This window comes from Paenibacillus sp. OAS669 (assembly GCF_014873645.1).
Lineage (GTDB): Bacteria > Bacillota > Bacilli > Paenibacillales > NBRC-103111 > Paenibacillus_S > Paenibacillus_S vulneris.
The window spans coordinates 205,211-227,408 of record NZ_JADBDR010000002.1; the positions used below are offsets into that span (position 1 = coordinate 205,211).

General features: G+C 49.2%; 19 protein-coding genes and 1 pseudogene. 16 read left to right on the forward strand and 4 right to left on the reverse strand.

Features of this window, described 5'->3' with window-relative positions; genetic code table 11:
- The first annotated feature begins 2 nt into the window (after positions 1-2).
- Positions 3-944, forward strand: coding sequence for an aldo/keto reductase (locus GGC63_RS06360; RefSeq protein ID WP_192701580.1), 942 nt, complete (start codon positions 3-5; stop codon positions 942-944).
- 55 nt (positions 945-999) lie between these two features.
- Here the strand turns inward: GGC63_RS06360 and GGC63_RS06365 are convergent, their stop codons facing one another.
- Entirely contained in the window at positions 1,000-1,146 is a 147-nt protein-coding gene (locus GGC63_RS06365) for a DUF4023 domain-containing protein (RefSeq protein ID WP_079909166.1), read from the reverse strand.
- Positions 1,147-1,307: 161 nt separating this feature from the next.
- On the opposite strand from GGC63_RS06365, the gene GGC63_RS06370 reads away from it, so the two are divergent.
- The 6 genes and pseudogenes from GGC63_RS06370 to GGC63_RS06395 all read left to right on the forward strand — a co-directional run bounded on the left by GGC63_RS06370 (position 1,308) and on the right by GGC63_RS06395 (position 5,538).
- Complete coding sequence (locus tag GGC63_RS06370) at positions 1,308-1,928, forward strand: class I SAM-dependent methyltransferase (RefSeq protein WP_225947997.1); 621 nt, start codon at positions 1,308-1,310, stop codon at positions 1,926-1,928.
- Between the two features lie 22 nt (positions 1,929-1,950).
- Complete coding sequence (locus GGC63_RS06375; RefSeq protein ID WP_192701582.1) at positions 1,951-2,814, forward strand: carbon-nitrogen hydrolase family protein; 864 nt, start codon at positions 1,951-1,953, stop codon at positions 2,812-2,814.
- Positions 2,815-2,830: 16 nt separating this feature from the next.
- Positions 2,831-3,499, forward strand: coding sequence for a GNAT family N-acetyltransferase (locus tag GGC63_RS06380; RefSeq protein ID WP_192701583.1), 669 nt, complete (start codon positions 2,831-2,833; stop codon positions 3,497-3,499).
- Between the two features lie 178 nt (positions 3,500-3,677).
- Positions 3,678-4,316 carry a superoxide dismutase family protein gene (locus GGC63_RS06385; protein ID WP_079909170.1) on the forward strand — a complete coding sequence of 213 codons (639 nt, stop codon included), beginning with the start codon at positions 3,678-3,680 and terminating at the stop codon, positions 4,314-4,316.
- Between the two features lie 158 nt (positions 4,317-4,474).
- Positions 4,475-4,624 (forward strand): annotated as a pseudogene (locus tag GGC63_RS06390) (DUF3900 domain-containing protein); the annotation flags it as partial.
- A gap of 281 nt (positions 4,625-4,905) precedes the next feature.
- Positions 4,906-5,538, forward strand: a complete 633-nt coding sequence (locus GGC63_RS06395; RefSeq protein WP_192701584.1) for a pyridoxamine 5'-phosphate oxidase family protein — start codon at positions 4,906-4,908, stop codon at positions 5,536-5,538.
- A 138-nt stretch (positions 5,539-5,676) separates the two neighbouring features.
- Here the strand turns inward: GGC63_RS06395 and GGC63_RS06400 are convergent, their stop codons facing one another.
- Positions 5,677-7,386: a hypothetical protein gene (locus GGC63_RS06400; protein ID WP_192701585.1), complete on the reverse strand. Its 1,710-nt coding sequence runs from the start codon at positions 7,384-7,386 to the stop codon at positions 5,677-5,679.
- A 33-nt stretch (positions 7,387-7,419) separates the two neighbouring features.
- Positions 7,420-8,721 (reverse strand): AAA family ATPase, encoded by a 1,302-nt coding sequence (locus tag GGC63_RS06405; protein WP_192701586.1) that lies wholly within the window; start codon positions 8,719-8,721, stop codon positions 7,420-7,422.
- Positions 8,722-8,868: 147 nt separating this feature from the next.
- On the opposite strand from GGC63_RS06405, the gene GGC63_RS06410 reads away from it, so the two are divergent.
- The 4 genes from GGC63_RS06410 (at position 8,869) to GGC63_RS06425 (ending at position 13,232) form a co-directional block, all read left to right on the forward strand.
- Positions 8,869-9,345 (forward strand): glutathione peroxidase, encoded by a 477-nt coding sequence (locus GGC63_RS06410; protein WP_192701587.1) that lies wholly within the window; start codon positions 8,869-8,871, stop codon positions 9,343-9,345.
- 161 nt (positions 9,346-9,506) lie between these two features.
- Positions 9,507-11,201, forward strand: coding sequence for a GGDEF domain-containing phosphodiesterase (locus GGC63_RS06415; RefSeq protein ID WP_192701588.1), 1,695 nt, complete (start codon positions 9,507-9,509; stop codon positions 11,199-11,201).
- 172 nt (positions 11,202-11,373) lie between these two features.
- Positions 11,374-12,216 (forward strand): ATP-dependent sacrificial sulfur transferase LarE, encoded by an 843-nt coding sequence (gene larE / locus GGC63_RS06420; protein WP_192701589.1) that lies wholly within the window; start codon positions 11,374-11,376, stop codon positions 12,214-12,216.
- Between the two features lie 23 nt (positions 12,217-12,239).
- A complete protein-coding gene (locus tag GGC63_RS06425; protein ID WP_192701590.1) occupies positions 12,240-13,232 on the forward strand; it encodes a 2-hydroxyacid dehydrogenase in 993 nt (330 codons plus the stop codon).
- 152 nt (positions 13,233-13,384) lie between these two features.
- Here the strand turns inward: GGC63_RS06425 and GGC63_RS06430 are convergent, their stop codons facing one another.
- A complete protein-coding gene (locus tag GGC63_RS06430; RefSeq protein WP_192701591.1) occupies positions 13,385-15,541 on the reverse strand; it encodes a HelD family protein in 2,157 nt (718 codons plus the stop codon).
- A 196-nt stretch (positions 15,542-15,737) separates the two neighbouring features.
- Here GGC63_RS06430 and GGC63_RS06435 point away from each other — a divergent pair, with 196 nt between their 5' ends.
- The 5 genes from GGC63_RS06435 to GGC63_RS06455 all read left to right on the forward strand — a co-directional run bounded on the left by GGC63_RS06435 (position 15,738) and on the right by GGC63_RS06455 (position 22,193).
- Entirely contained in the window at positions 15,738-16,694 is a 957-nt protein-coding gene (locus tag GGC63_RS06435; protein WP_079909180.1) for an ABC transporter permease, read from the forward strand.
- A gap of 32 nt (positions 16,695-16,726) precedes the next feature.
- Entirely contained in the window at positions 16,727-17,599 is an 873-nt protein-coding gene (locus GGC63_RS06440) for a carbohydrate ABC transporter permease (protein ID WP_079909181.1), read from the forward strand.
- A 121-nt stretch (positions 17,600-17,720) separates the two neighbouring features.
- Positions 17,721-19,289: an extracellular solute-binding protein gene (locus tag GGC63_RS06445; protein WP_079909182.1), complete on the forward strand. Its 1,569-nt coding sequence runs from the start codon at positions 17,721-17,723 to the stop codon at positions 19,287-19,289.
- Between the two features lie 67 nt (positions 19,290-19,356).
- The gene (locus GGC63_RS06450; RefSeq protein ID WP_079909183.1) at positions 19,357-20,376 is read left to right on the forward strand and encodes a response regulator; all 1,020 of its coding nucleotides are present in this window, start codon (positions 19,357-19,359) and stop codon (positions 20,374-20,376) included.
- Entirely contained in the window at positions 20,376-22,193 is a 1,818-nt protein-coding gene (locus GGC63_RS06455) for a sensor histidine kinase (RefSeq protein WP_192701592.1), read from the forward strand. The genes GGC63_RS06450 and GGC63_RS06455 overlap by 1 nt, the downstream gene beginning before the upstream one ends.
- Positions 22,194-22,198: the final 5 nt, after the last annotated feature.

Below are 22,198 nucleotides of genomic sequence, written 5' to 3' on the forward strand. Positions count from 1 at the left end.
ATATGGAAACCATCCGTATTGAAGGCTTGCAAAAGCCGGTATCCAATTTGATTCAGGGCTCGGACTTTTTCACTCATGCTGTTTACGATAAAGTATGTGACGTACTAGACAATTACTTCGCTATTGGCGGCAATACGATCGATACGGCTCACATTTACTGCGGGGGTCAGAGCGAAGAAACGATCGGCAAATGGATGAAGGAGCGCGGCAACCGTCAGGATGTGGTCATTCTGACCAAAGGAGCGCACCACAATGCCGATGGTCCGAGAGTGAATCCAGAGGCTATCCGCAGTGATCTGGAGAAAAGCCTCGAGCGTCTGGAAACGGATTATATCGACCTGTACGGCTTGCATCGGGATGACGAGACGGTTCCGGTCAGCGTCATTATAGATGCCTTGAACGAGCATATTCAAGCTGGTCGCATTCATGCGATAGGGGCTTCCAATTGGACTTATCAGAGGCTGCAGGAAGCCAATGATTATGCGCGTGCCAACGGGCTTAAGGGATTTACCTTCAGCAGCCCGAACTTGAGCCTGGCCAAGCCGAACGAGCCTCATTGGAAGGGCTGTGTGTCGGCGGATGCAGAGACCTGCCAATGGCATGAGAAGACGCAGCTGCCGCTGCTGTCCTGGTCATCGCAGGCAAGAGGCTTCTTTACCGGGCGGTATGCTCCCGATAAGCTGGATGATAAAGAAATCGTCCGCATTTACTACAGCGATGCGAATTGGGAGCGCTTGCGCAGGGCACAGGAGCTGGCTGCCCAAAAGGGAGTCACAATGATTCAGATCGCTCTCGCGTATGTCCTGAATCAGGCTTTTCCTACAGCCGCTCTTATCGGGGCTAGGGATATGGCGGAATTGACCTCCTGCCGTGACGGGGCAAGAATCCGGCTGACCGCGGAGGAAATGAACTGGCTGGAGCATGTGGATACCGTTGAGGCTTAAGGTTACCTTATATTAAACACTTAAAAAAGCACCCGAATGCGGGTGCTTTTTTCATCTAATTCCCATTACGATGCTGCTTGTTAGGCAAAGACTTATCCGGATGTCCGTCCCCTTGGTGCTTGCGGTTTTTTTCGTCCTTGGCTTGCGTATCGTGAACCTTCTCGATCCAGCTCTCTGTATCTCCGGTCAAGTTATTCTTCATGGATAAGTTCCCCTCCTTTCATCGTTTCGTAGTATGCCCTTGAACCGTGGTTTTCTTGTATTATTGATGATATAATGTCTGAACAAAAGTTATGATCTGGAAGCGAGCTGATACAGCGAATGGACCCTCGCGAGCTTTTCGGCGAAATGGATATATACTTATTGGATCAGTTATTAAAAGGCCGAATAACGGAAGAAATGAAAATTCTGGATGCCGGGTGCGGCACAGGACGAAACCTTACTTATTTCTTGCGCAGCGGATACTCTATTTTCGCCGTGGACAGGTCGGAGGATGCAATACAGCAGGTCAGGAAGCTGGGTCGGACGCTTGCCCCTGAATGGGAGGATGAGCAGGCACGGGTAGAGGCTATTGAAAAAATGAGCTTTGCCAATGATAGCTTTGACGTCGTGATCAGCTGCGCCGTTCTTCATTTTGCCCTGAATGACCTGCACTTCCAACAAATGCTTCAGGAGCTCTGGAGAGTGCTTCGACCGGGAGGACTCCTGTTCGCGAGGCTGGCTTCAAGTATTGGCATCGAGGACCGCGTGATCCGTATGGAGAATGAACAGTATAAGCTTCCGGATGGGACGATCCGTTATCTTGTAGACGAGCAGCGGTTGGTCAAAATGACGGAGAAGCTTCAAGGTATCCTACTGGAGCCAATAAAAACCGTCAATGTGGCAAATCAGCGATGTATGACAACATGGTGCCTGAAAAAGCCTCATATTTTATTTTTTGATCCTATTGAAGAAAGCGGTATAGAGAAAGAATCCCCGGCTTAGCCGAAGTAAAGGAGTTAAAACAATGAAATTGAGAGTATCAGCGGTGCAATACCATTTACATACGATTGGCAGCTTTGAAGAATTTGCCGCGCAAGTTACGCACTACGTAAAAACCGCGGAGGAATTCGAAGCGGACTTCGTCCTTTTCCCCGAATTGTTTACGACCCAGCTAATGTCCATCGGCGGAGGCAAGAAGCATCCGGAAGCGTTGACGATTGAGGAGCTGCCTGCCTTTACGGATTCGTATAAGGAGCTGTTCGTTTCGTTAGCCCGGCAAACCGGAATGCATATTATTGGCGGAACCCATATTATTGAAGAAAAAGGCCGCTTGTATAACACCGCCTATCTATTTTATCCAGACGGACGCATCGGCGAACAGCGCAAGCTTCATATTACGCCGACAGAAGTGAAAGAGTGGAACATGCAAGCCGGCGATGCGCTGCATATATTTGATACGGACAAAGGGAAGATCGCTATCCTGATCTGCTATGATATCGAATTTCCTGAAATCGTAAGAATGGCCCGAGCACGCGGGGCTGACGTCATCTTCTGTCCTTCTTGCACGGATGACCGGCATGGCTTCCATCGGGTCCGCTATACCTGCCACGCCAGAACCATTGAGAATCAAATTTATGTCGTGACCACAGGAACCATTGGTTCTCTCCCTACCGTAGACTTTATGAGAGGGAACTACGGACAAGCGGCCGTTATTACGCCTAATGACGTGCCTTTTCCTCCCGGCGGCTTGCTCGCTGTAGGCGAAATTAACCATGATATGGTGATCACAGCGGATTTGGATTTGAGCCTGCTGCATCAAGTGCGGGAGAAGGGGTCCGTAACGACCTGGCGCGACCGCAGAACGGATCTGTACACGGATTGGAGCTAGAGAGGAGTAGGGACTCTTGTATCATAAAGAACTGTTTGTTTTTGATCAGGACCGCCCTATACCGGCGCTTGTCCGTTCTTATACCAAGGCAGATTTTGCCGATCTCATCCATATTCAAGAGCAGAGCTTTCCGCCTCCATTTCCATCGGAGCTGTGGTGGAATGAAGAACAGCTGAACCAACATGTGACCCTGTTTCCGCAAGGCGCACTCTGTGTAGAGCTGGAAGGCAAGATAGCAGCGTCTATCACCGGATTGATGATCGACTTTGACCCTAATCATGCGGAACATACATGGGAAGAGATAACGGATGGCGGCTACATTCGCAATCACAATCCGAACGGGAACACGCTGTACATCGTCGACATCTGTGCGCTCCCTGCCTACCGGAAGCTTGGTCTAGGCAAGCTGCTGATGCAATCGATGTATGAAGTCGTTATTGAAATGAAGCTCCGGAGACTGCTTGGGGGCGGCCGTATCCCCGGCTACCATCTTCATGCCGCTTCCATGACGCCCGAACAATATGTCGACTCGGTTCTTGCAGGTAGGCTGAAGGACCCGGTGCTTACTTTTCTTATGCGCTGCGGAAGAACTCCGGTGAAACTGATCCACGGTTACTTGGAGGATGAGGATTCTCACAATTGTGCCATGCTGATGGAATGGAAGAATCCGTTTCTCCGATCGTGATGAAAGTAAATCCATATTTTGCGGGTTTCCATAGTGGCTGGAGCGGTTATCCCATCGGAGTATATTAGCTGTTGTTCAAGCTTCCAGGGTTCTTAACTGTCTGAAATTTATGTTTATTTATTCTCCATTAGGTAAACAATGATAGAGGAACATTTTTGAACCAATGGAGGATAAGAGCATGAGAAAATGGGTTAACCGCGGAGCTCTGATGCTTAGCTTCGCGCTGGTGCTTACTTCAGGTTGTGAATGGAAATCAGTGTCTACTTCGGCATCGACGGACCTTGAGCATCCTGGACATCATGACGGATCTGCTGTGGAAGAAAGTGCTGGATCCAATTCTATGGCGACCCAGGCTAATGAGCCGGTGCCTGCTCCGAAGACGATCGACATCATCAACAGCAAAGGGTCCAAAATTGGAACAGCCACACTCACTCAGGTGCCTGAAGGAGTAAAATTCCAAGTCGACGTAGCCGGCATGACGCCTGGCAAACACGGTATGCACATTCATGAGACAGGAGTATGCACTCCTCCGGATTTCAAATCGGCAGGGGAGCACTTCAATCCTGAGCATAAGCACCATGGCTTTGATAATCCGCAAGGCTACCACGCAGGAGATCTACCGAACCTGGAGGTTGGCTCTGACGGCAGAGGAAGAGCGGAGGTTGTAGCTCCGAAATTGACCCTCGCCAAGGATAAAGCGAATTCGCTGTTCAAGACCGGGGGCACCGCGCTTGTTATTCATGAGAAGGAAGACGACTATAAGACGGATCCTTCGGGCAATTCCGGTAACCGCGTAGCATGCGGCGTTATCAAGTAATGACATTTTTTGGGCGGTAAGCATTGCCGCTTGAGTGAACCTGTGATACGATATTTAAGCACCCGCCTTAATGGCTGAGCAATCAGTCAATGGGGTGGGTTTTTTACTTGCTACGGGGTAGATTTATATAGGATGAAGTTTGAAGTAGAATAGATTTCTTCACCAAGATTGCCAAGCGAATCGCGGAGTGCAATCCGAAAGCGGAGCAGGTACCGACCAAGATCGGCCGGTTTACAGTGGAGCCCGGCTATGACTTGCACAGCAATCCGAATTATAATCAGTTTGCCCGCTTGCGACCGGCCGACTCGTAGGATGCTTATGTTTAGCAAGCGGAGGAAGAGGCGGAGTATTAAGGAGGGAATGATGGATGTTTCATTGGGGAACTGCAATAGTTCAGTTGATTAATCTCATCTTGATATTACTCGTACTTTATGTCATCTATACTCTTATCCGTAATTCCAATAGAAGCACCAAGAGCCTGGGCAATATCGAAAAGTCCTTACAACGGATCGAAGAGCATTTGAAATCACCTGCAGAGCAGGACGCTGGGCGTAAATAGCATGCATTAGAGAGGTGGGATAGTAAGAGTATGACTCAAGGAGCTTCCGGGTTTCAGCAGGTTATCTCCTCGGAGCAGGAGCTAAGAGATATTCTAGGTTATCCGAGCGAGGTTGTGAATCGTAAAGTCGTTTCGGCGATAGATTCTCATTGCAAGGATTATATTGCCAGATCGCCGTTTGTTCTTATAGCTACGGCAGACGGAGAAGGAAAATGCGACGTATCGCCGAGAGGGGATGCCCCAGGCTTTGTCCTGGTTCTTGACGAGCAACGTCTGGTGATCCCAGAAAGGCCGGGCAACCGCAGGATGGATTCCTTGCGGAACATCGTTTCGAATCCGAATATCGGCTTGATATTCCTCATTCCCGGTCTGGAAGAGACGCTGCGGGTCAACGGCAAAGCCTATGTTATCAAGGATGAGGCGTTGTTGAATCAGATGCAGGCCCACGGCAAGGCTCCCTTGCTCGGAATCGGCGTCGAAGTAGAGGAATGCTATATGCACTGCGCCAAAGCCTTCAAGCGCTCGATGCTGTGGAATCCCGAATCCTGGCTCGATAAAGACGAGCTTCCGGTACCGGCACGGATTCTTGCGAAGCATACGGGGTCGACGGAGGAGCAGATTACCCGTTCCCTCGATGAAAGCTACAGACTGCGCTTATATTGATTTCATAACCAAAACCCGCTAATGCTTGATGCGATTAGCGGGTTTTTCTTTGATCTTATTAAATAGACACTTGGGTCCATTTCCCTGCGAATACCGCGTTGGCGGCAATGGATGGATTTATGGGATACTTAGTGCTATCTACCGCTTGCGGAACACATCGAGAAGCAGCTCGTCCTTTACGGGATCCTGGGTTTCCCATGTAGCGGCGAAACGAACCTGATGGGAAACGCCGAGAATATCGTAGGCGTTCACCAAGTGCTGTCTGGCATTGCCAATGATGAGCGTGTGGAGGCGTACCTGCTTTTTCCTGCCGAGCTCGAAGAGCTGCTGCCGCACCTCGGCTCCTATGGTTCCGATACCGTCTGTCACCATAACGAAATCCGCATCCGGAAAGCGGGGATGATGCTCGACCAGCTCGATTCCGCGTTTGATCGGAGCGTCAAAATGCGTTCCGCCCCCAAATGCGAGCTGGGATATGGAATAGAAGGAGGGCCAATCCGGCTTGCGCCAATAGAGCGGCTGCTCGACCAGCTCGCCTCTTGTTCCGAATAGAAGCAGAATGAAGTCGCGGCGCTCCAGAAGACTGAAGGCGGCGAAGGTGGCGGTGAAGATTTGGGCAAGACGAAGCTTGCTGCCCCGCATGGAATGGGATGTATCCAGCATACAGATCACGGGGCCTCTTTGCGGCTCGTCTGTCCATCCGGTGATGTTATAGGTGAGCAGCTTCCGATCCAGCCATTTTACGGTAAAATACAGCTCATAATCTTCATCGGCCAACAGACTGGCTTCACTGGGCAGCATGTGCGCGATTTGGCCGGATTGCCGCAGATCATCGTATGCTTCCGGAATATGGGGCGATTTCATCTGTTTGCGCAGCACTTTAAGATGCTGAAGGTTGTGCCCGACCTCCTGGAGAAAGGCGATAAGCTCAGGATGTCTTTTCAGCTTGTCGACCCATGCCATGTAATTGGCGAACTCCTGACGGTGAAGCCGTCCGAGATCGCTTCCCCACCGTCGGTTGGCAATGCGTTGACTGGCTTGCAGCAGCTCATGCACGTTCAAGCTCTCCTGATCCTCCGTGGAGAGAGATTCCTTCAACGACCGGTTCAGCCATTGGCCTAGCTGTTCCTCCAGCTGTTGAAACATTTCCTTGTCTCGTTTCGTGAATCGCTCCAGCTGCTTCTCGCGCTGCTCCAGCTCAGCCTCGGTCTTCTTCAGCTTCTGCCTAGCTTTGTCCCGCTTGGTAAAGTCGGTCCGCATCTGCTCCTGAAGCTCCTCAATGCGCTGTTTTAGCTGAACAATTTCTGCTTCAACCAGCGGACGGGTATCCAGAGCGGTCTGCTTGTCCTCTACATTTTTTTTGCCCTGCTGCAGCGTATAACCAACCAGCTTAAGCTGCTCAATCTGCTTCTCGGATAGCCGCTCTTGAAGGAGCGAGTCGTCCTGCCCTTGCTGCTGCATGCGTTCATTGAACCCGATGGAGAGCTGCTGCTCGTCCTTTTTCCTCCGTTTGACCTCCTCGGCATAACTGCTGGTTAACCACATTAAGCTTTTTAAAGCGGTCTTGAAGGAGGCGTTGACCTCGCCAATCGTCCTGGGGTGAATCGTCCTGTAGAAAAATTGTCCCCGAAGCTGTTGAACGAGCCACCGGTGAAATGGGGGTTCCTCCAGCGTTGAATCATACTGCGGCTGAGGCAAATAAAAGCACATGAAAAAATCGGCAAACAGCTCTACGGAAAACCATTCCGTTGTTGCCTTGGCTTCACGTATCCATTCCTGCGCCGTTCGTGAGGAATGCACGTAACCGTCAAAGACGAAGCGATCGATACGCGCGCATTGGATGATCATTGAGGTTCACCGCCGGTCACTGTGATGGTCTTGCTACAAAGTATAATCGTACTGGACGCCGGGAATCTCACGGTCAAACAAGGTCCGGTACAGTCCTTGAATGGTCTGCAGAATACGTTCGCCTTGAATTCGCAGATGGGTATACTTCACCGCAAAACGGTCTGTTTGCGTAAGCAGAAAGTTTTGGTTGCGGATATAGCCGGGCAAATCCTTCTCCCGCTGCTGCCACTGAACCAGCTTGCCTCTCAGCGCTCTCGCCGTATCCTCCAGTTCGACCCGGCAATTTTCCAGCTTCTGCTTCATCTGCTCCTGGGCGTCCTTATTCATGCTGCCGCCGACTTCCTTCTTGAATTGAAAGGCGTGGAGCTCATCTTCAAGGCCCAACCAGTGCTTGGCGGTTTGATCATAGGTGCGCAGCGGCAGTTCTCTTTCCGATTCCTGCTTTAACGCTTCTTGGAACTCCTTTTGAAACAGCTCTTGCAGAACGGTCAAGTCCTCCGGATAATCCCACAGCATATGTGGGGTATAGACGGTATCCCAGACGTTGACGGTATCGCGTCCATTCAATGCCGCCGAGGTCTTCCACACTTGTCCGATCTTTCTCCATCTGCGGTCGGAGAGAGAGTATTCCTTGGCCTCCATTTCCGTCTTTAACCGGAACAGCATATAGACGAGCGACTCCGGAATCGTTACCTGGCCCGCTTTGAAGCGAACAGTCTCAACGTCCTGAAGCGAAAGCAGCGAAGGGAGAGGCTCCGTCGGCAGCTGAAACATACGTTCATAGCTGGACATTTGCTTAATAAATCCAACCTCATAACGTATCAGAAAACGGTCGTACAGCGCAGTCAGCTGATCATTATCCTCCGGCAGCTCGTTCGAGGCGGCCATCAAGAAAACGAGAGGCGACTGCTCCTTTTCCCGTCCGTTGAAAAATATGCGTTCGTTCAAGATAGACAATAGCGCGTTCAAGATGGCGCTGTTCGCTTTAAAAATCTCATCAAGAAAAGCAAAATGGGCGGACGGTAAATAGCCTTCCGTTTGACGGATGTATACGTCCTGCTTTAATTGCTGAAGGGAAACGGGACCGAACATTTCGTCCGGCGTCGTAAACCGGGTCAGCAGATAGTCGAACCAACGGCCGCTGCCGAACAGCTGGGAGACCGCTCTCGCTAGCTGGGATTTCGCCGTTCCCGGCGGCCCGATCAGCAGAACATTCTCATTGCTCATTAATCCAAGCAGGAGCAAACGGATCAATTCCTCCCGCTCGAGGAATCTGCTCTCCAGCAACCGGATAGCCTGCTCCAGCTTATTCTGTATGTTCTCAATCTCATTCATTGGGGAATTTCCTCCTTCGGGCGGCATGGCAGTTATAACCTATTTATTGTATCAAAATCGTCCCCGATATACGAATGGGAGGAGGATTTTTATTCCATTCTTATTCATGATATGATGAAGAGTAAGTAGAAGAAGGAGGTATGGATCATGGCATCGATCTATTCGGTATCGGTTCAAGCGGCAGACGGAAGCATCAAATCCATGAGCGAGTATAAAGGCAAAGTGCTGTTAATCGTCAATGTTGCCTCTAAATGCGGCTTTACACCACAATATGCCGGCCTGGAGAAGCTGAATCAGCAGTGGAAGGAGCGGGGACTGGTTATTCTCGGTTTTCCCTGCAACGATTTTGGCGGACAAGAACCGGGAACGATGGAAGAAATCCAGCAATTTTGCAGCACCAATTATGGTGTCAGCTTTGAAGTATTGGACAAAATCCAAATTTTGGGCGAAGACAAGCATCCTTTATATCAGCTGCTGACGGAACAGGCAGATCCGAGCGGCGAGGTCAAATGGAATTTTGAGAAATTCCTTATCGACCGGGAGGGCCATATTCAAGGGCGGTTTTCCAGCCGTGTTGCCCCGGAGGACCAAGAGCTGCAAGAAGCTATCGAGAAATTATTATAACATGTGCTGTATGGCAAAGGATCACGGGGGCTGCCTCGCGGTCCTTTTTTAACTTTAAATGAAATAAAATTCTACATCATTCTGCAAAATTTGCAATCCTGTCGACGTCCTTATGGTATAATAAACCAAAATCATGAACGGCAGGGTGGGAGTGATACATCATGAGTGTCTCGGAATCGATAAGTGCCATCACATCGCATCCTTTATTTGAATTAAGTGGAGATGCTATTATCCTGCTGGATCATTGCGGCTGTATCCGGCAAGCCAATCCCGAGTTTATTAAGCTGACCGGCTACGATTCCCTGACGATTATGAAGCAGTTATTTTATATTTTTCTTGAACCCGGGGGCTCTGCGTCTTTCATGGAGCAGTATAAACGGGCGCTTGCAGGAGAGATCCGCTCGATTGAATGTGATTTCCGCCACCGATCCGGGCATGTGCTGACCCTGCATTTCCGGTTTATTCCCGCCCGCAGCGGCCGGTATAGCTATTTGTTTCTTGTCATGAAGGATATTACGGAACAGAGGCTTACCGTTCAATTGATAGAGCATATGGCGTACCATGACACTCTGACCGGTCTTCCCAACAGAACCTTATTTCAAATTCAGCTGACCCAGATGATCGCTTCGGCCGGAAGCGAGCTGCCTCACGCTCCTTTTGCCATCATGCTGATCAATCTGGAACGGTTTCAGATTATTAACGAATCGTTAGGCATCAATTGGGGGGACATGCTGCTAAAGCAGGTTAGCGAGCGGCTGCAGCGCTGCATGACCCGTGCGGATTTGATCAGCCGGCTGGGCAATTATGAATTCGTGATTTTATACAAGAATCTGGACGGATCGATTGATTTAGCGGAGCAGGCCAGAATCATTCAGCACCAGCTGATGGCCCCTTTCGCTGTATTTGACCACGAGTTCGTCATTCCCGGAACGGTGGGTATCGCCCGGTACCCGCAGGATGGAACTGACATGAACGGCCTGCTGCGGCATGCTTCTTTAATATCGAAGGAGCAAAGGGAACAAGGTTATGCAGGGTATCGAATTCACGATGAAGAGCTTGCATCCAACCCTCTTCGCCGGCTTGAGCTTGAATATGATCTGCGCAAGGCGCTTGAGCGGGACGAATTCGAGCTGTATTACCAGCCGCAGTACGACATTCGAGGCAATAAGCTGATCGGCATGGAAGCGCTCATTCGTTGGAGGCATCCCAAGCATGGATTGATCTCGCCTGCATTGTTCATCCCGTTAGCTGAGGAAACCGGACTTATTATTCCGGTAGGAGACTGGGTTATCCGTACGGCTTGCATGCAAAACAAACGCTGGCAGGATGCCGGCTTGCCGAAGATTACGGTATCCGTCAATCTGTCGACGCGTCAGTTTCAGAAAACCGATCTTGTCGATGATATATTGAGCGCGATGGAAGAGAGCGGGCTCGAAGCGCAGTGGCTTGAGCTGGAAATAACAGAAAGCATGGCCATGGATAATGTCGAACAAGTGATCCAGAAGCTGAACATGCTCAAGCAGGAAGGAATCCGGATTTCCATGGATGATTTCGGTACGGGTTATAGCTCGCTCCATTACTTGAAAAAGATTCCTATTCATAAATTGAAAATTGATCAATCGTTCATTCGCGATATTACGATGGACCCTGATAATGCGGCTATCGTCACGACCATTATAGCCATGGCGAATCACTTGAAGCTGGATGTTGTAGCGGAAGGCGTGGAAACGTTGGAGGACCTGCAGTTTTTGCTGGAGCAAAATTGCGGTCAGGCGCAGGGCTATTATTTCAGCAAACCGCTGTCGTCTGTGGAGTTTGAAGGTCTTTTGTGCCAGGTGTCTTCTTCTTATAGATAAAATAATGCGCTCCTGTGAGCTCCCCTCTTTTTCAAAAAGTGAAAAAAGACTATAATGAATAAATCCAGGTACTAATTATGATTTCTATGCACACGATTGCAAAATGATTAGAGGCGATACCGGGACGATTAAAAGATACGGCTTCCCTCGGAAGCCTTCAGGAGGAATAAATATGGAGACCATGGAACAAAAATACGAGAAGCTTGGCCAAATACTGCGATCCATGGAGAAAGTAGTGGTCGCATTTTCCGGCGGCGTAGACAGCGCATTCTTGTTGAAGGCGGCAATGGAGTTTCTGGGACGAGACAACGTCTTGGCGATTACCGCTGATTCCGAGACCTATCCGGTAAGGGAGAAGGAAGAAGCTGTAGCACTGGCGAAGGAGCTAGGAGCAGTGCATGAGGTGATTCATACGAGCGAGCTGGATATTCCGGGCTATGCGGAGAATCCGACGAACCGCTGTTATTTCTGCAAAAATTCGCTGTTTGACCACTTGATTCCTATTGCCAAGGAACGCGGCTTCGAGCATGTGATCTTCGGCGCTATTGCCGATGATTTGGGCGAGCACCGCCCAGGCTTGCAGGCTGCGCATGAGAAGGGAGTTCTTGCTCCGCTCCTCGAGGCAGGAATTAAAAAAGCTGAGATTCGCCATATGTCCCGCCAATTCGGATTGCGCACATGGGATAAGCCGTCCTTTGCTTGTCTGTCTTCCCGTATTCCGTATGGGGAAGCTATAACCGCATTGAAGCTGTCGATGATTGATCAAGCGGAGGATTTCTTGATCCAGCTTGGCTTCCGTCAAGTACGGGTCCGTCAGCATGACAATTTGGCCAGGATCGAAGTGCCCGCTTCCGATCTGGCTGAAGTGCTCGCCGTGTCAGACACAGTCCATGCCAAGCTGAAGGAAATCGGCTATGCATACGTGACACTGGACTTAAAAGGATACCGTTCCGGAAGCTTGAATGAGGTGCTGAGTCCGGACCAGCAAGCCGTGCAGGCGGGATCAGCATCCTAATATCAGCAAGAGGAGGCAAGATCATGGCAGCTAGACCGAAAATACTCATTACCCGTAAAATTCCTGTTGAATGCTTAGCCTATTTACAAGAGCATTGTGACTGTACTCAGTGGGACGGTCAAGGATCGATGCCAAGAGAACAGCTTCTTGACAAGATTAAAGACTACGACGGGCTTCTTTTAAGCGGTACACCCGTCAATGCCGAGCTGCTGGAACGCGCGCCGCGGTTGAAGGCGGTAAGCTCCATCAGCGTAGGCTATAACCATTTCAACATTGAGGAAATGAAGGCCAGAGGGGTCATCGGAACTCATACCCCTTATGTGCTGGACGATACGGTAGCCGATTTGGTGCTCGCTTTGATGCTGGCTTCGGCAAGAAGAATCGCGGAGCTCGATGCCTTCGTCAAGCAGGGCAAGTGGAGAAGGGGCCAGGTTCGCGAGGAGGACCTTTTCGGGATGGATGTTCATCATGCCACGCTCGGGATCATCGGCATGGGCAGAATCGGGGAAGCTATAGCCAAGAGAGCCGTACACGGCTTTGATATGAATCTGCTGTACTATAACCGCAGCCGCAAGCCGGAGGTGGAGGAACGGTTCGGCGCGCAATATTGCTCGCTTGAGCAGCTGCTCAAGGAGTCTGATTTTGTTGTTCTGATGACTCCGTTAACACCGGAGACCGTTCACTTTATCCGTAAAGAGCATTTTGAGCTGATGAAGCCTAGCGCATTCTTTATCAACGCATCCCGTGGCCAGACGGTAGATGAAGAGGCACTGATCGACGCTCTTCGGAACGGAATCATTCGCGGCGCGGGACTCGATGTGTTTGCCCAAGAGCCGACCTCGCCGGACAATCCGCTGCTGCAGCTGGATAATGTCGTCACGGTACCGCATATCGGATCGGCAACCGCTAAAACGCGGAACGATATGGCCATGGTCGCTTCCCGGAATCTGGTGGGAGCTCTTACCGGTGGTAAAGCCCACGTGGTTCCGGAGCTTCAAAGCTTGCTGAAAGCATAACAAATGAATCCTGCAAAGCAGGGCCTCGGATTCGAATTGATTCAGATGCTTTACGATGAGCTCATTTATAATATAACGTAAAAAATACAGGATACCGGAATTCAGGTATCCTGTATTTTTTATGCAAAGATAGCCGCTTACTTCTGCATGAATTAACCCTGAACGACGAACTCGCCCTGAATATCGGCGATAAGCGGGGAAGGCTCGCCGCTGTACCATAGCTGAAGGGAGTGAAGGGCACGTGTGCAACCGACATACAGCAGCTTAGCGTCCTGAGGTGTGGCTTGGTAATTCTCTGAATCCGCGTCTACAATAATAACGGCATCGAATTCAAGTCCTTTTGCCATAAAGGAAGGTACAACCGAGATCCCCCCTGCATAACGCTGCTGGCCTGCGGAGATGAAATTCGCTTCCATTCCTGCAGCGCTCAGCTGCTTATGCAGCTCCTTGCAGCGTGCTTCGGTTCGTCCCAAGACCGCTACGGTGGACACGTCTCCGGTTTGCAGCCGCTGAATCTCGCGGATCAGCTCGGGAACGAGCCTCGGCCCGTCTCTATGCACTATACGGACGGTGTCGCCGCTGCGGAACACAGGAACCGCAAGAGCTGGCGTCTGCTTCCAGCCGCGAGTCAGCACTTCGTTGGCAAAGTAGATGATTTCCATGGTGGAGCGGTAGCTTCTGTTTAATTGGAAGTAGGAGGTTTTGCTTTCCTCGAACAAGGAGCTGAATTCGTTCCAATCGGTTATGCCTTGATAGGCGTGAATTCCTTGGGACAAATCCCCGAGGATAGTGAAGGACTGGTTACGCGTATGCAGCTGAAGCAGGGCGACCTGAAAGGGAGAGAAGTCTTGCGCTTCATCAATAACCGTGTGGTCAAATGTAAGGTCACCATGGATGCCGGCAAACTTGGCGCGAATATATAAGAGGGGGGCAAGATCCTCCGGTTGAACGCGTTTTTTCTTAAGATAAGCTTCCGTATCCGCTCTTAATTCCTCTGTAAGCTCCGACTGCAGCTCCTTCGTCATAAAGCCGGATTTGCCGTCCGTCTGAAACAGTTCCTTATAGAAGGAGAAAGGAGTATAAGCGGTCCAATGCTTCGAATACTCGCGAAGCCTTTGCGAGCCTTTCTTTTTATAATCCTTTTTCAGATGAACCTCCCACACCTTTTCGAGCTCCATCTCAAGCCAGCGCTTCATTCTTGCCAATACACGCTCACGACGCTTCATCAGCGGCTCATGCTTATTTTCCACATCATACCATTTGAGAATGGCGGAATGAGGCAGCCGCGCTCCGTCCCAAGGCACAAAATCGGTTCGGGGAACCGCATGAGCTTCATACTGCTGCAGGACTCGGTCCAGCCACTTCATGAATGAAAGGGAGCCTTTGATTCGTCCGGGAGCCGTATCGTCCATTGGAGGGCGGTGGTCTCCGACCTGGAACCAGTAGGTCAACCGTTCGGCTTGATCCGCAAGCTTCACTTCATGCTCCAGAAGCTCAAGCGCCCAGTCGGTGAAGGTGGTCTGCTGAATGTGCCCGACACCCAGCTCAGGAAGTACGCCGGAAATATAATCGAGAAACATCCGGTTAGGCGCCAGGATGATCATTCGTTCCGCGCGCACCTGATCCCGGTATTGATATAAAAGAAAGGCGAGCCGATGCAGGGCAACGGTGGTTTTCCCGCTCCCGGCAACCCCTTGAATAATTAATGCGCTGTTCTTAACTGCGCGGATAATGGCGTCTTGCTCCGCCTGGATAGTCGATACAATGTCACGCAGCTTGTTGTCCTTGTTCTCTCCCAGCCGATAGAGCAGGAATTCGTCGGTTACCGCCATTTGATCGCCGCTTCGATCGTACGTGTCGACGACCCGCTGAAGGATTTGCTTGCGAATGACAAGATTCCTTTTTAAATAAACAAGACCTTCTACCGTGCCCTCCGGAGAGTCGTAAGCAACCGCGTCCGTACCGCCTGTGAAGGAATAAAATAAACTAGCGACAGGCGCACGCCAGTCAATAACCATCAGATCCAAGGAGGATTCCTTCTCGACGCCGACCTTACCTATATATAATGGAGAGGGCTCGTTCTGGCCTTGCTCTTGAAAATCCAGCCTGCCAAAGTAAGGCTCATTCCGGGCAACTGCCAGATTGCGGCGTCTGGATTCACGAATCGATTCCAGCACTTGCTCCGTGTGGTCCTCTCCGGTATAGGGAGGAATCTTGCGCAGCTCCTCCAGCTGCCGGTCGATTTCCCCCAGAGTCTCTTCCAATTGCTGTAATTCCTCTTGATACGCACTATGCACACTGGATTCCAAAACGATAAACCTCCATTCGGTTCAAACCATGATTTTAAAGACAGGGTATATACTATATCACAGTAAGTTTGGGAAATGCAACCATTTGAAAACGTAAAAAAACACAACTGACTACAAACGAGTCCATTGTGGGACAAGCGGGCCCCAAGTACAATCAAAGTACAAAATCAAACATTGACTAGAGGAGGGGTGTCGAATGGCAAGTAAAATTCAAGCGTCTGACCGCGTTCAGGTCCAGTTCAAATCTAAAAGCCACAAAATGATGTTTTTTAAAAAATATTTCTCGCTGTATCTTCTTTCAATTCCGGGTATTATTTTCTTTTTAGTATTTAAATATGTGCCTTTGCTCGGCTCGATCATTGCCTTTCAAGACTACAACATTTTTAAGGGGATTAGCGGCAGTGAATGGGTAGGGTTGGCTCACTTCAAGAGAATGTTCGAATACACCGAGTTTCTGGTTATTCTTAAGAACACTTTGTTAATTGGTTTATACGATCTTGTGTTTGCTTTTCCGGTTCCTATCATTCTTGCATTGCTTCTAAACGAATTGCGCATTCAAACGTATAAACGAATTGTACAAACAGTTATCTATATGCCGCACTTCTTGTCCTGGGTTATCGTAGGCGGTATCGTGGTGGGGCTGCTTTCTCCGACGACTGGCTTCGTTAATCAAATACTGGCCAACTTCGGTATTGATTCTATCTACTTCCTGGGTGATAACTCTTATATTCGTACGATTCTCATCGGATCGGGGATCTGGAAAGACAGCGGCTGGGGAACGATCATTTATTTGGCGGCTATCGCGGGAATTAACCCGGATTTATACGAAGCAGCTCAAATCGACGGTGCCAGCAGATGGCGTCAAACCTTTTCCATTACGATTCCAACCATCCTGCCGACGATCACGATCCTGCTCCTTCTTCACATGGGAAACTTCCTGGACTTCGGGTTCGAGCGCGTATACATCTTCTTGAATCCGCTCAATAGCGAGAACGGGGAAATTCTAGATACGTATGTGTACAGAGCCGGTTTGGTCGACCGACAATACAGCTATACAACGGCTATCGGATTGTTCAAATCCCTGGTAGGTCTGCTGCTTATTATGGTGGGTAACACGTTTAGTAAAAAAGCTACCGGCGACGGTCTGTATTAATACCAGGAAAGTACTACGGAGGTGAAAACAGAATGGTCATAAGCAAGGGTGTACGTACGTTTAATGTCATCAATATTATCTTTTTGACAGTACTCGGTTTAACGATGGTGCTGCCATTACTGCACGTTATCGCACAATCTTTCAGTAACAGCGTAGCCATCAACAAAGGTCTCGTTTATTTCTGGCCGGTGAATTTCACAGGCGCCAACTATACCAGCATTTTGCAGGACAAGACGATCTGGATTGCATTTAGAAACAGTGTCATCATAACCGTCGGAGGTACATTGATTAACCTGGCGGCGACAGCATCTCTGGCGTACCCGTTGTCCAGACAGGAATATTTGGGTCGCAAAGTCATACTGATCATGGTGCTTATCACATTGATCTTCCATGCTCCACTAATTCCGAACTACCTGCTGCTCAAAAACATCAAGCTGTTGAACACGTTGTGGGTTCTTATGATTCCTACCGCCATCAGCGCATATAACTTGTTCGTTATGAGATCGTTCTTCATGAACTTGCCGAATGAGCTTTTCGATTCCGCGCGGATCGACGGCTGCGGCGAGATGGGGATGCTGTGGAGAATCGTCCTTCCATTGTCCAAGCCTGCCATGGCTACTATGGGAATCATGTACGCCGTATCCAACTGGAACACCTATTCAGCGGCTATTTACTACATCAACAGCCGGTCGTTAATCCCGCTTCAAGTGAGACTTCGTGAGATGATCATTACGGACCAGTTCGGAGCATCCGATTCGTCTGCATTGGATCAGGCAATTAACTTGTCGCCAGAAGGCTTGAAAATGGCTGTTATCGTTATCGCAACGGTGCCTATTATGCTGGTATATCCGTTCCTGCAAAAGCACTTTATTAAAGGGATGCTGGTAGGCTCTATCAAATCATAAAAAAACACAACCTCCCGTAATTTTAACAATATTGATAATTGCTTTAGCAAGTTATAATAACGATGTAAACGCAATCAAAAATCAATCTGTTAGTAAGTACATTAAAGGGAGAAGGGGTACAATGAAAAAAACAGTTGGTCTTGTCATGGCTTCCGTATTGGCAGTCGGCTCCATAGCCGGCTGCTCCAGCGGGGCAGGGACGAAGGATGGAGACAAAGGAGGCGCTCCGGCAGCTTCTAAAGGTCCTTTGAAATTTTCGATCTCATTTCCTACGACTGTAGGGGACGGTTACGGCCAAAAGCAGCCCGATTTAAGTAAAGAGAAATGGGTTCAGCGTTTAAACAAGTTGACGAATACCGAATTGGATGTTAGGTTAATTCAAAGGGAAAAGATGAGCGTCTTGTTCGCGGGCAACGATATTCCGGATGTGCTCGGAAGCTTGGATTTGCCTACAGGTAAAGACATGGCGGGCTCCGTTGAAGCAGGCGTATTCCAGCCCTTGGATGACTTGATCAAGCAATACGCACCGACCCTTTATAAAAACGTTCCCAAAGCAGCCTGGGATTCCGTTACTTACAATGGCAAGATCTACGGGATTCCGGATTACTTGACGAATCCATCCCGCCGCGCGACTTATATTCGGACAGACTTGCTGGAGAAGACAGGATTGCCGGCTCCTAAGACAATCGATGATTTCTTGAACGTCATGCGTGCCTTTAAGAAACTCGGAGTTGAAAACCCTTACCAAATGCGTGAAAACTTCAAGTACGCGGATGTCGTCTTCGGAGCGTTCGACGTGCTTCCATACAAGGATCAGTTTGAACAGCAAGGTGATCAAGTCGTTCCGAAGTTCTTTGATGTAGAAAATATGCAAAAAGCTCTTCAAACCTTGAAAACCATGTATGATGAAGGCTTGATTCCGAAAGACTTTGCAACGATTTCCTCTACGGACTACAGCAAAAACATCAACGCGGGTAAAGCGGGGATGTGGTCTGCTAACTTAAGCGGCGGATTGTCCGGCTTCAGAACGAATATTACCGCTGTGGATCCTAATGCGAAAATCGACGTCATTCCTTCTCCGACAGGTCCGGAGGGCAAAGGCGGATACTTCTTGTACTCCCCGATGGTTCGTACGTTCTACATCAATAAGAATGTAGATAAAGAGAAAGCTATCGGCATCATGAAATACTTCGAGTGGATGCAAACCGAAGAAGCAGCCAAATTCTTCAGCCTTGGTGTTGAAGGAGAGAATTACACGGTTAAAGACGGCAAAATCTCGTACAAAGCTCCGGCAAACAAGGATGAGAAGGACGAAGAGGGCTGGCGTACAACGTTGTGGGTTGGACAAGATTCCACTTACAACAAGCTGCAATTGGAGCAGAACAAGGACGGTCAAGATACTTTGAAAGCGTTTGAAACCATCTTGTCCAAGGAAGGTCTTGGCGGTATCGGCTTCTATCCGGACTTGAAAGCCTTCTCCAAATATCCTGACTTGACTCCGCTTGGCGATACAGGTCCTAAATTGATCATTGATCATATGGTGAAAATGGTTTACGGTAAAGAGCCTATCTCCGATTGGCCTAAGGTCATCGAAGAGTATAAGCAAAAAGGCGGAAACGATATTATTAAAGAAGCGACAGAGAGATACAATAAGAAAGACGGCGTTTCCATCTTCACCAATAAAAAATAGTTATCAAGCATCTGCCCTAGCGATAGGGTGGATGCTTTTCCCGTTTTACAAGGAGGGGGTTAACAGCATGCAGTTACTCATTGTAGATGACGAACCCATCAATCGTAAAGGATTAGCCCGTATGGCAGAGCAGTACCCGCTGCCCGCTTCCCATATTCATACGGCGGCGAACGGCCAGCAAGCGCTTGAAATCATCAAGACTCAGGTACCCGACATCATTTTTACAGACATCCGCATGCCGAAGATGGATGGGCTGGAGCTATGCAAACATCTTCACGAGCAGTACAGCCATATCCCCGTAGTGGTCATCTCGGGCTACTCGGATTTTGAATATGCGCAAAAATGCATGTCCTACGGGGTGAAGCATTATTTGCTGAAGCCCGTAACCAAATCGGATGTCATCGAAGTGCTGGATGCGCTGATCAAGTCGAAGGCCAAAAGCTTCGTATCCTTGACCAAATATGAAGAGTGGATCGAAGAGGTTGAACAAGCCATCTGGATGCTGAACCTGACCGAGGTTAAGCAATTGACCGAGCAGTGGAAGCAGTACTGTCTGGAATCGGAGCTGAACGTTATCCAGCTGAAGGAACTGCTGGAGGAGTGCATCAATATGATTGTCAAACGGATGGCCCGCAAGTCTATGGTACTGACCGTTGAGAAGAGCGATTCACGCCCCCTTACGAGAGAGGATGCCCTGATAGCCTTCGAGAGTCAGCTCAAGCAATTGACAAGCGATCTGATGGTCAAACGAAGCGGCAATTTTAAAGATCCGATGAAGGAAGCGAAGGCTTATATCGACAACCACTTGTCTCAGGAGATTACATTGGAGGAAGTGGCGGAGATGGTTGGGCTTACGCCGACGTATTTCAGTTCCCTATTTAAGAAAATGACGAATGAAACCTTCGTGCAATACCGTATTAAAAAGCGGATCGAGCTTGCTCAGAAGCTGATGGCGGTTCCTCATATGAAGATGAGCGACATAGCGGCGGAAGTAGGCTACGAGGATTATCCTCATTTTACAAAAATGTTCAAAAAAATGACAGGCTATTCGCCATCTGAATACCGAAGTATTCTGGGGATTAAATAATGAAAGGGAATTTATCTCGCAAGCTGTTCACTTACTTTCTTGTCGTCATTGTGGTTTCGTTGACCTCGGTAGGGGTGTTTACTTATACTCGTTCGTCGAACGAGCTAGATCAGCTCAGCAGCCGGCATATGTCTCAGATCGTCAACAATGCGATGTATCAGACGGATCTCTATTTGCAAAGTTATGACCGTTCTATGTCATCGCTGCTTTCCAACCAGGATGTGAAGCAGTTTCTGGACAAGCCGCCGCTGAACGGTTACGATTACTACAGCTTTTATTCATCGATTAAAGAATATGGAATAAAACCGATCTTTATTAGAAGCCCGGAGATCGTGAATATGTATATTATGAGCTACAACGGCAATTCCATCTTCAGCTTTAACGGCGGAGGGTCGGATCAGCCGCTCAGCTCGGCGGATGCCGCCAAACGCTTGGCCATGTTGAAGGAAAGGACGAAGGATAACGGCCAATTAAGCGCATTGAATACGACGATACAGCCGGAAAGAAAAAATAGCGTCATTACGCTGGCGCGGAAAATTAGAGGGTTAAGCTCTCCGGCCTATAACGGTATCCTTGCCTTTGAGGTTCAAATAAGGGATTTGGCGGCCCTTTGGGGAGGAATTGATCTCGGTGAGGACGGATATTTCTTCATTCTGGATGAATCGGGCGAGATCGTCTATCACCCGCAGCGTGAGATGATCGGGACGCAGGTATCACCCATGCTGAAGCAGCAGCTTGACCAATCGGATGCTCAAATGTTCGAAAGCTCGGATGGAAGCAAGAAGAGGATGTATGTAAGCCGCAACTCCGAATATTCAGGTTGGACCTTGGTCGCCACTATGCCGCTTGACGAGCTGAAGAAGCCGATCGCCGGCATCCGAACGACAACGATTCTGGTGGGTCTGATTACACTTGTTGTGTCTATCTGGCTGTCGAACCGGTTCGGCCGTTCCATTACACGTCCGATACGCATTTTGAAAAATGGGATGAGACAGACAGAGAAAGGGAACTGGATGACGATTCCGGTTCGATCGAATGAACCTAAGGATGAAATCGAGGAGCTGACCTTCAGCTATAATATGATGGTCAAGCGGCTCTCCGAGCTGGTCAAGCAGGTCTACGAGGCTGAGCTGCAAAATCGCGAAACGCAGCTGGAACGCCAGAAGGCGGAGTTCCAATCGCTGCAGATGCAGATTAATCCTCATTTCCTGTACAATACTTTGGAGACGATAGCTTGTTATGCAGCGTTAAAGGATTCGGACGAAATATCCGAGATCGTCAAGGCCATGGCTTACATGCTAAGGTATTCCGTACAAACCAATCTGGAGGAAATTACGGTTGCTAATGAGCTGAAGCATGTATTGACCTATATGACGATCTTGAAGCATAGGGTAGATGACGAATTTGAAATCGAAGCGGCGGTCCCGCCGAATTTACTGCTTCACAAAATGGTGCGCCTGACGCTCCAGCCGCTTGTAGAGAATGTATTTCAGCACGCGTTCCCGGATGGGGTAGAGCCTCATCATTATATACGAATTGATGCAGGTATTGAGTCAGACATCTTCTGGGTCAGCGTAGAAGACAATGGCGCGGGAATCCCGGAGGATAAGCTGGCGGAGCTTAACAATAAGCTCGAGACGTACCGGTTGACGGACACGGTAGGCAAAAGCGAGAAGATCACGAACGGAATCGGCATGATGAATGTGCATCGGCGGATTCAGATGGTGTTCGGTGAGGAATATGGTCTTCGTATAGAAAGCAAAATCAAAGAAGGAACCAAAATCATTATGCGAATGCCTATTTCGAATGTGAAGTAGGCCAA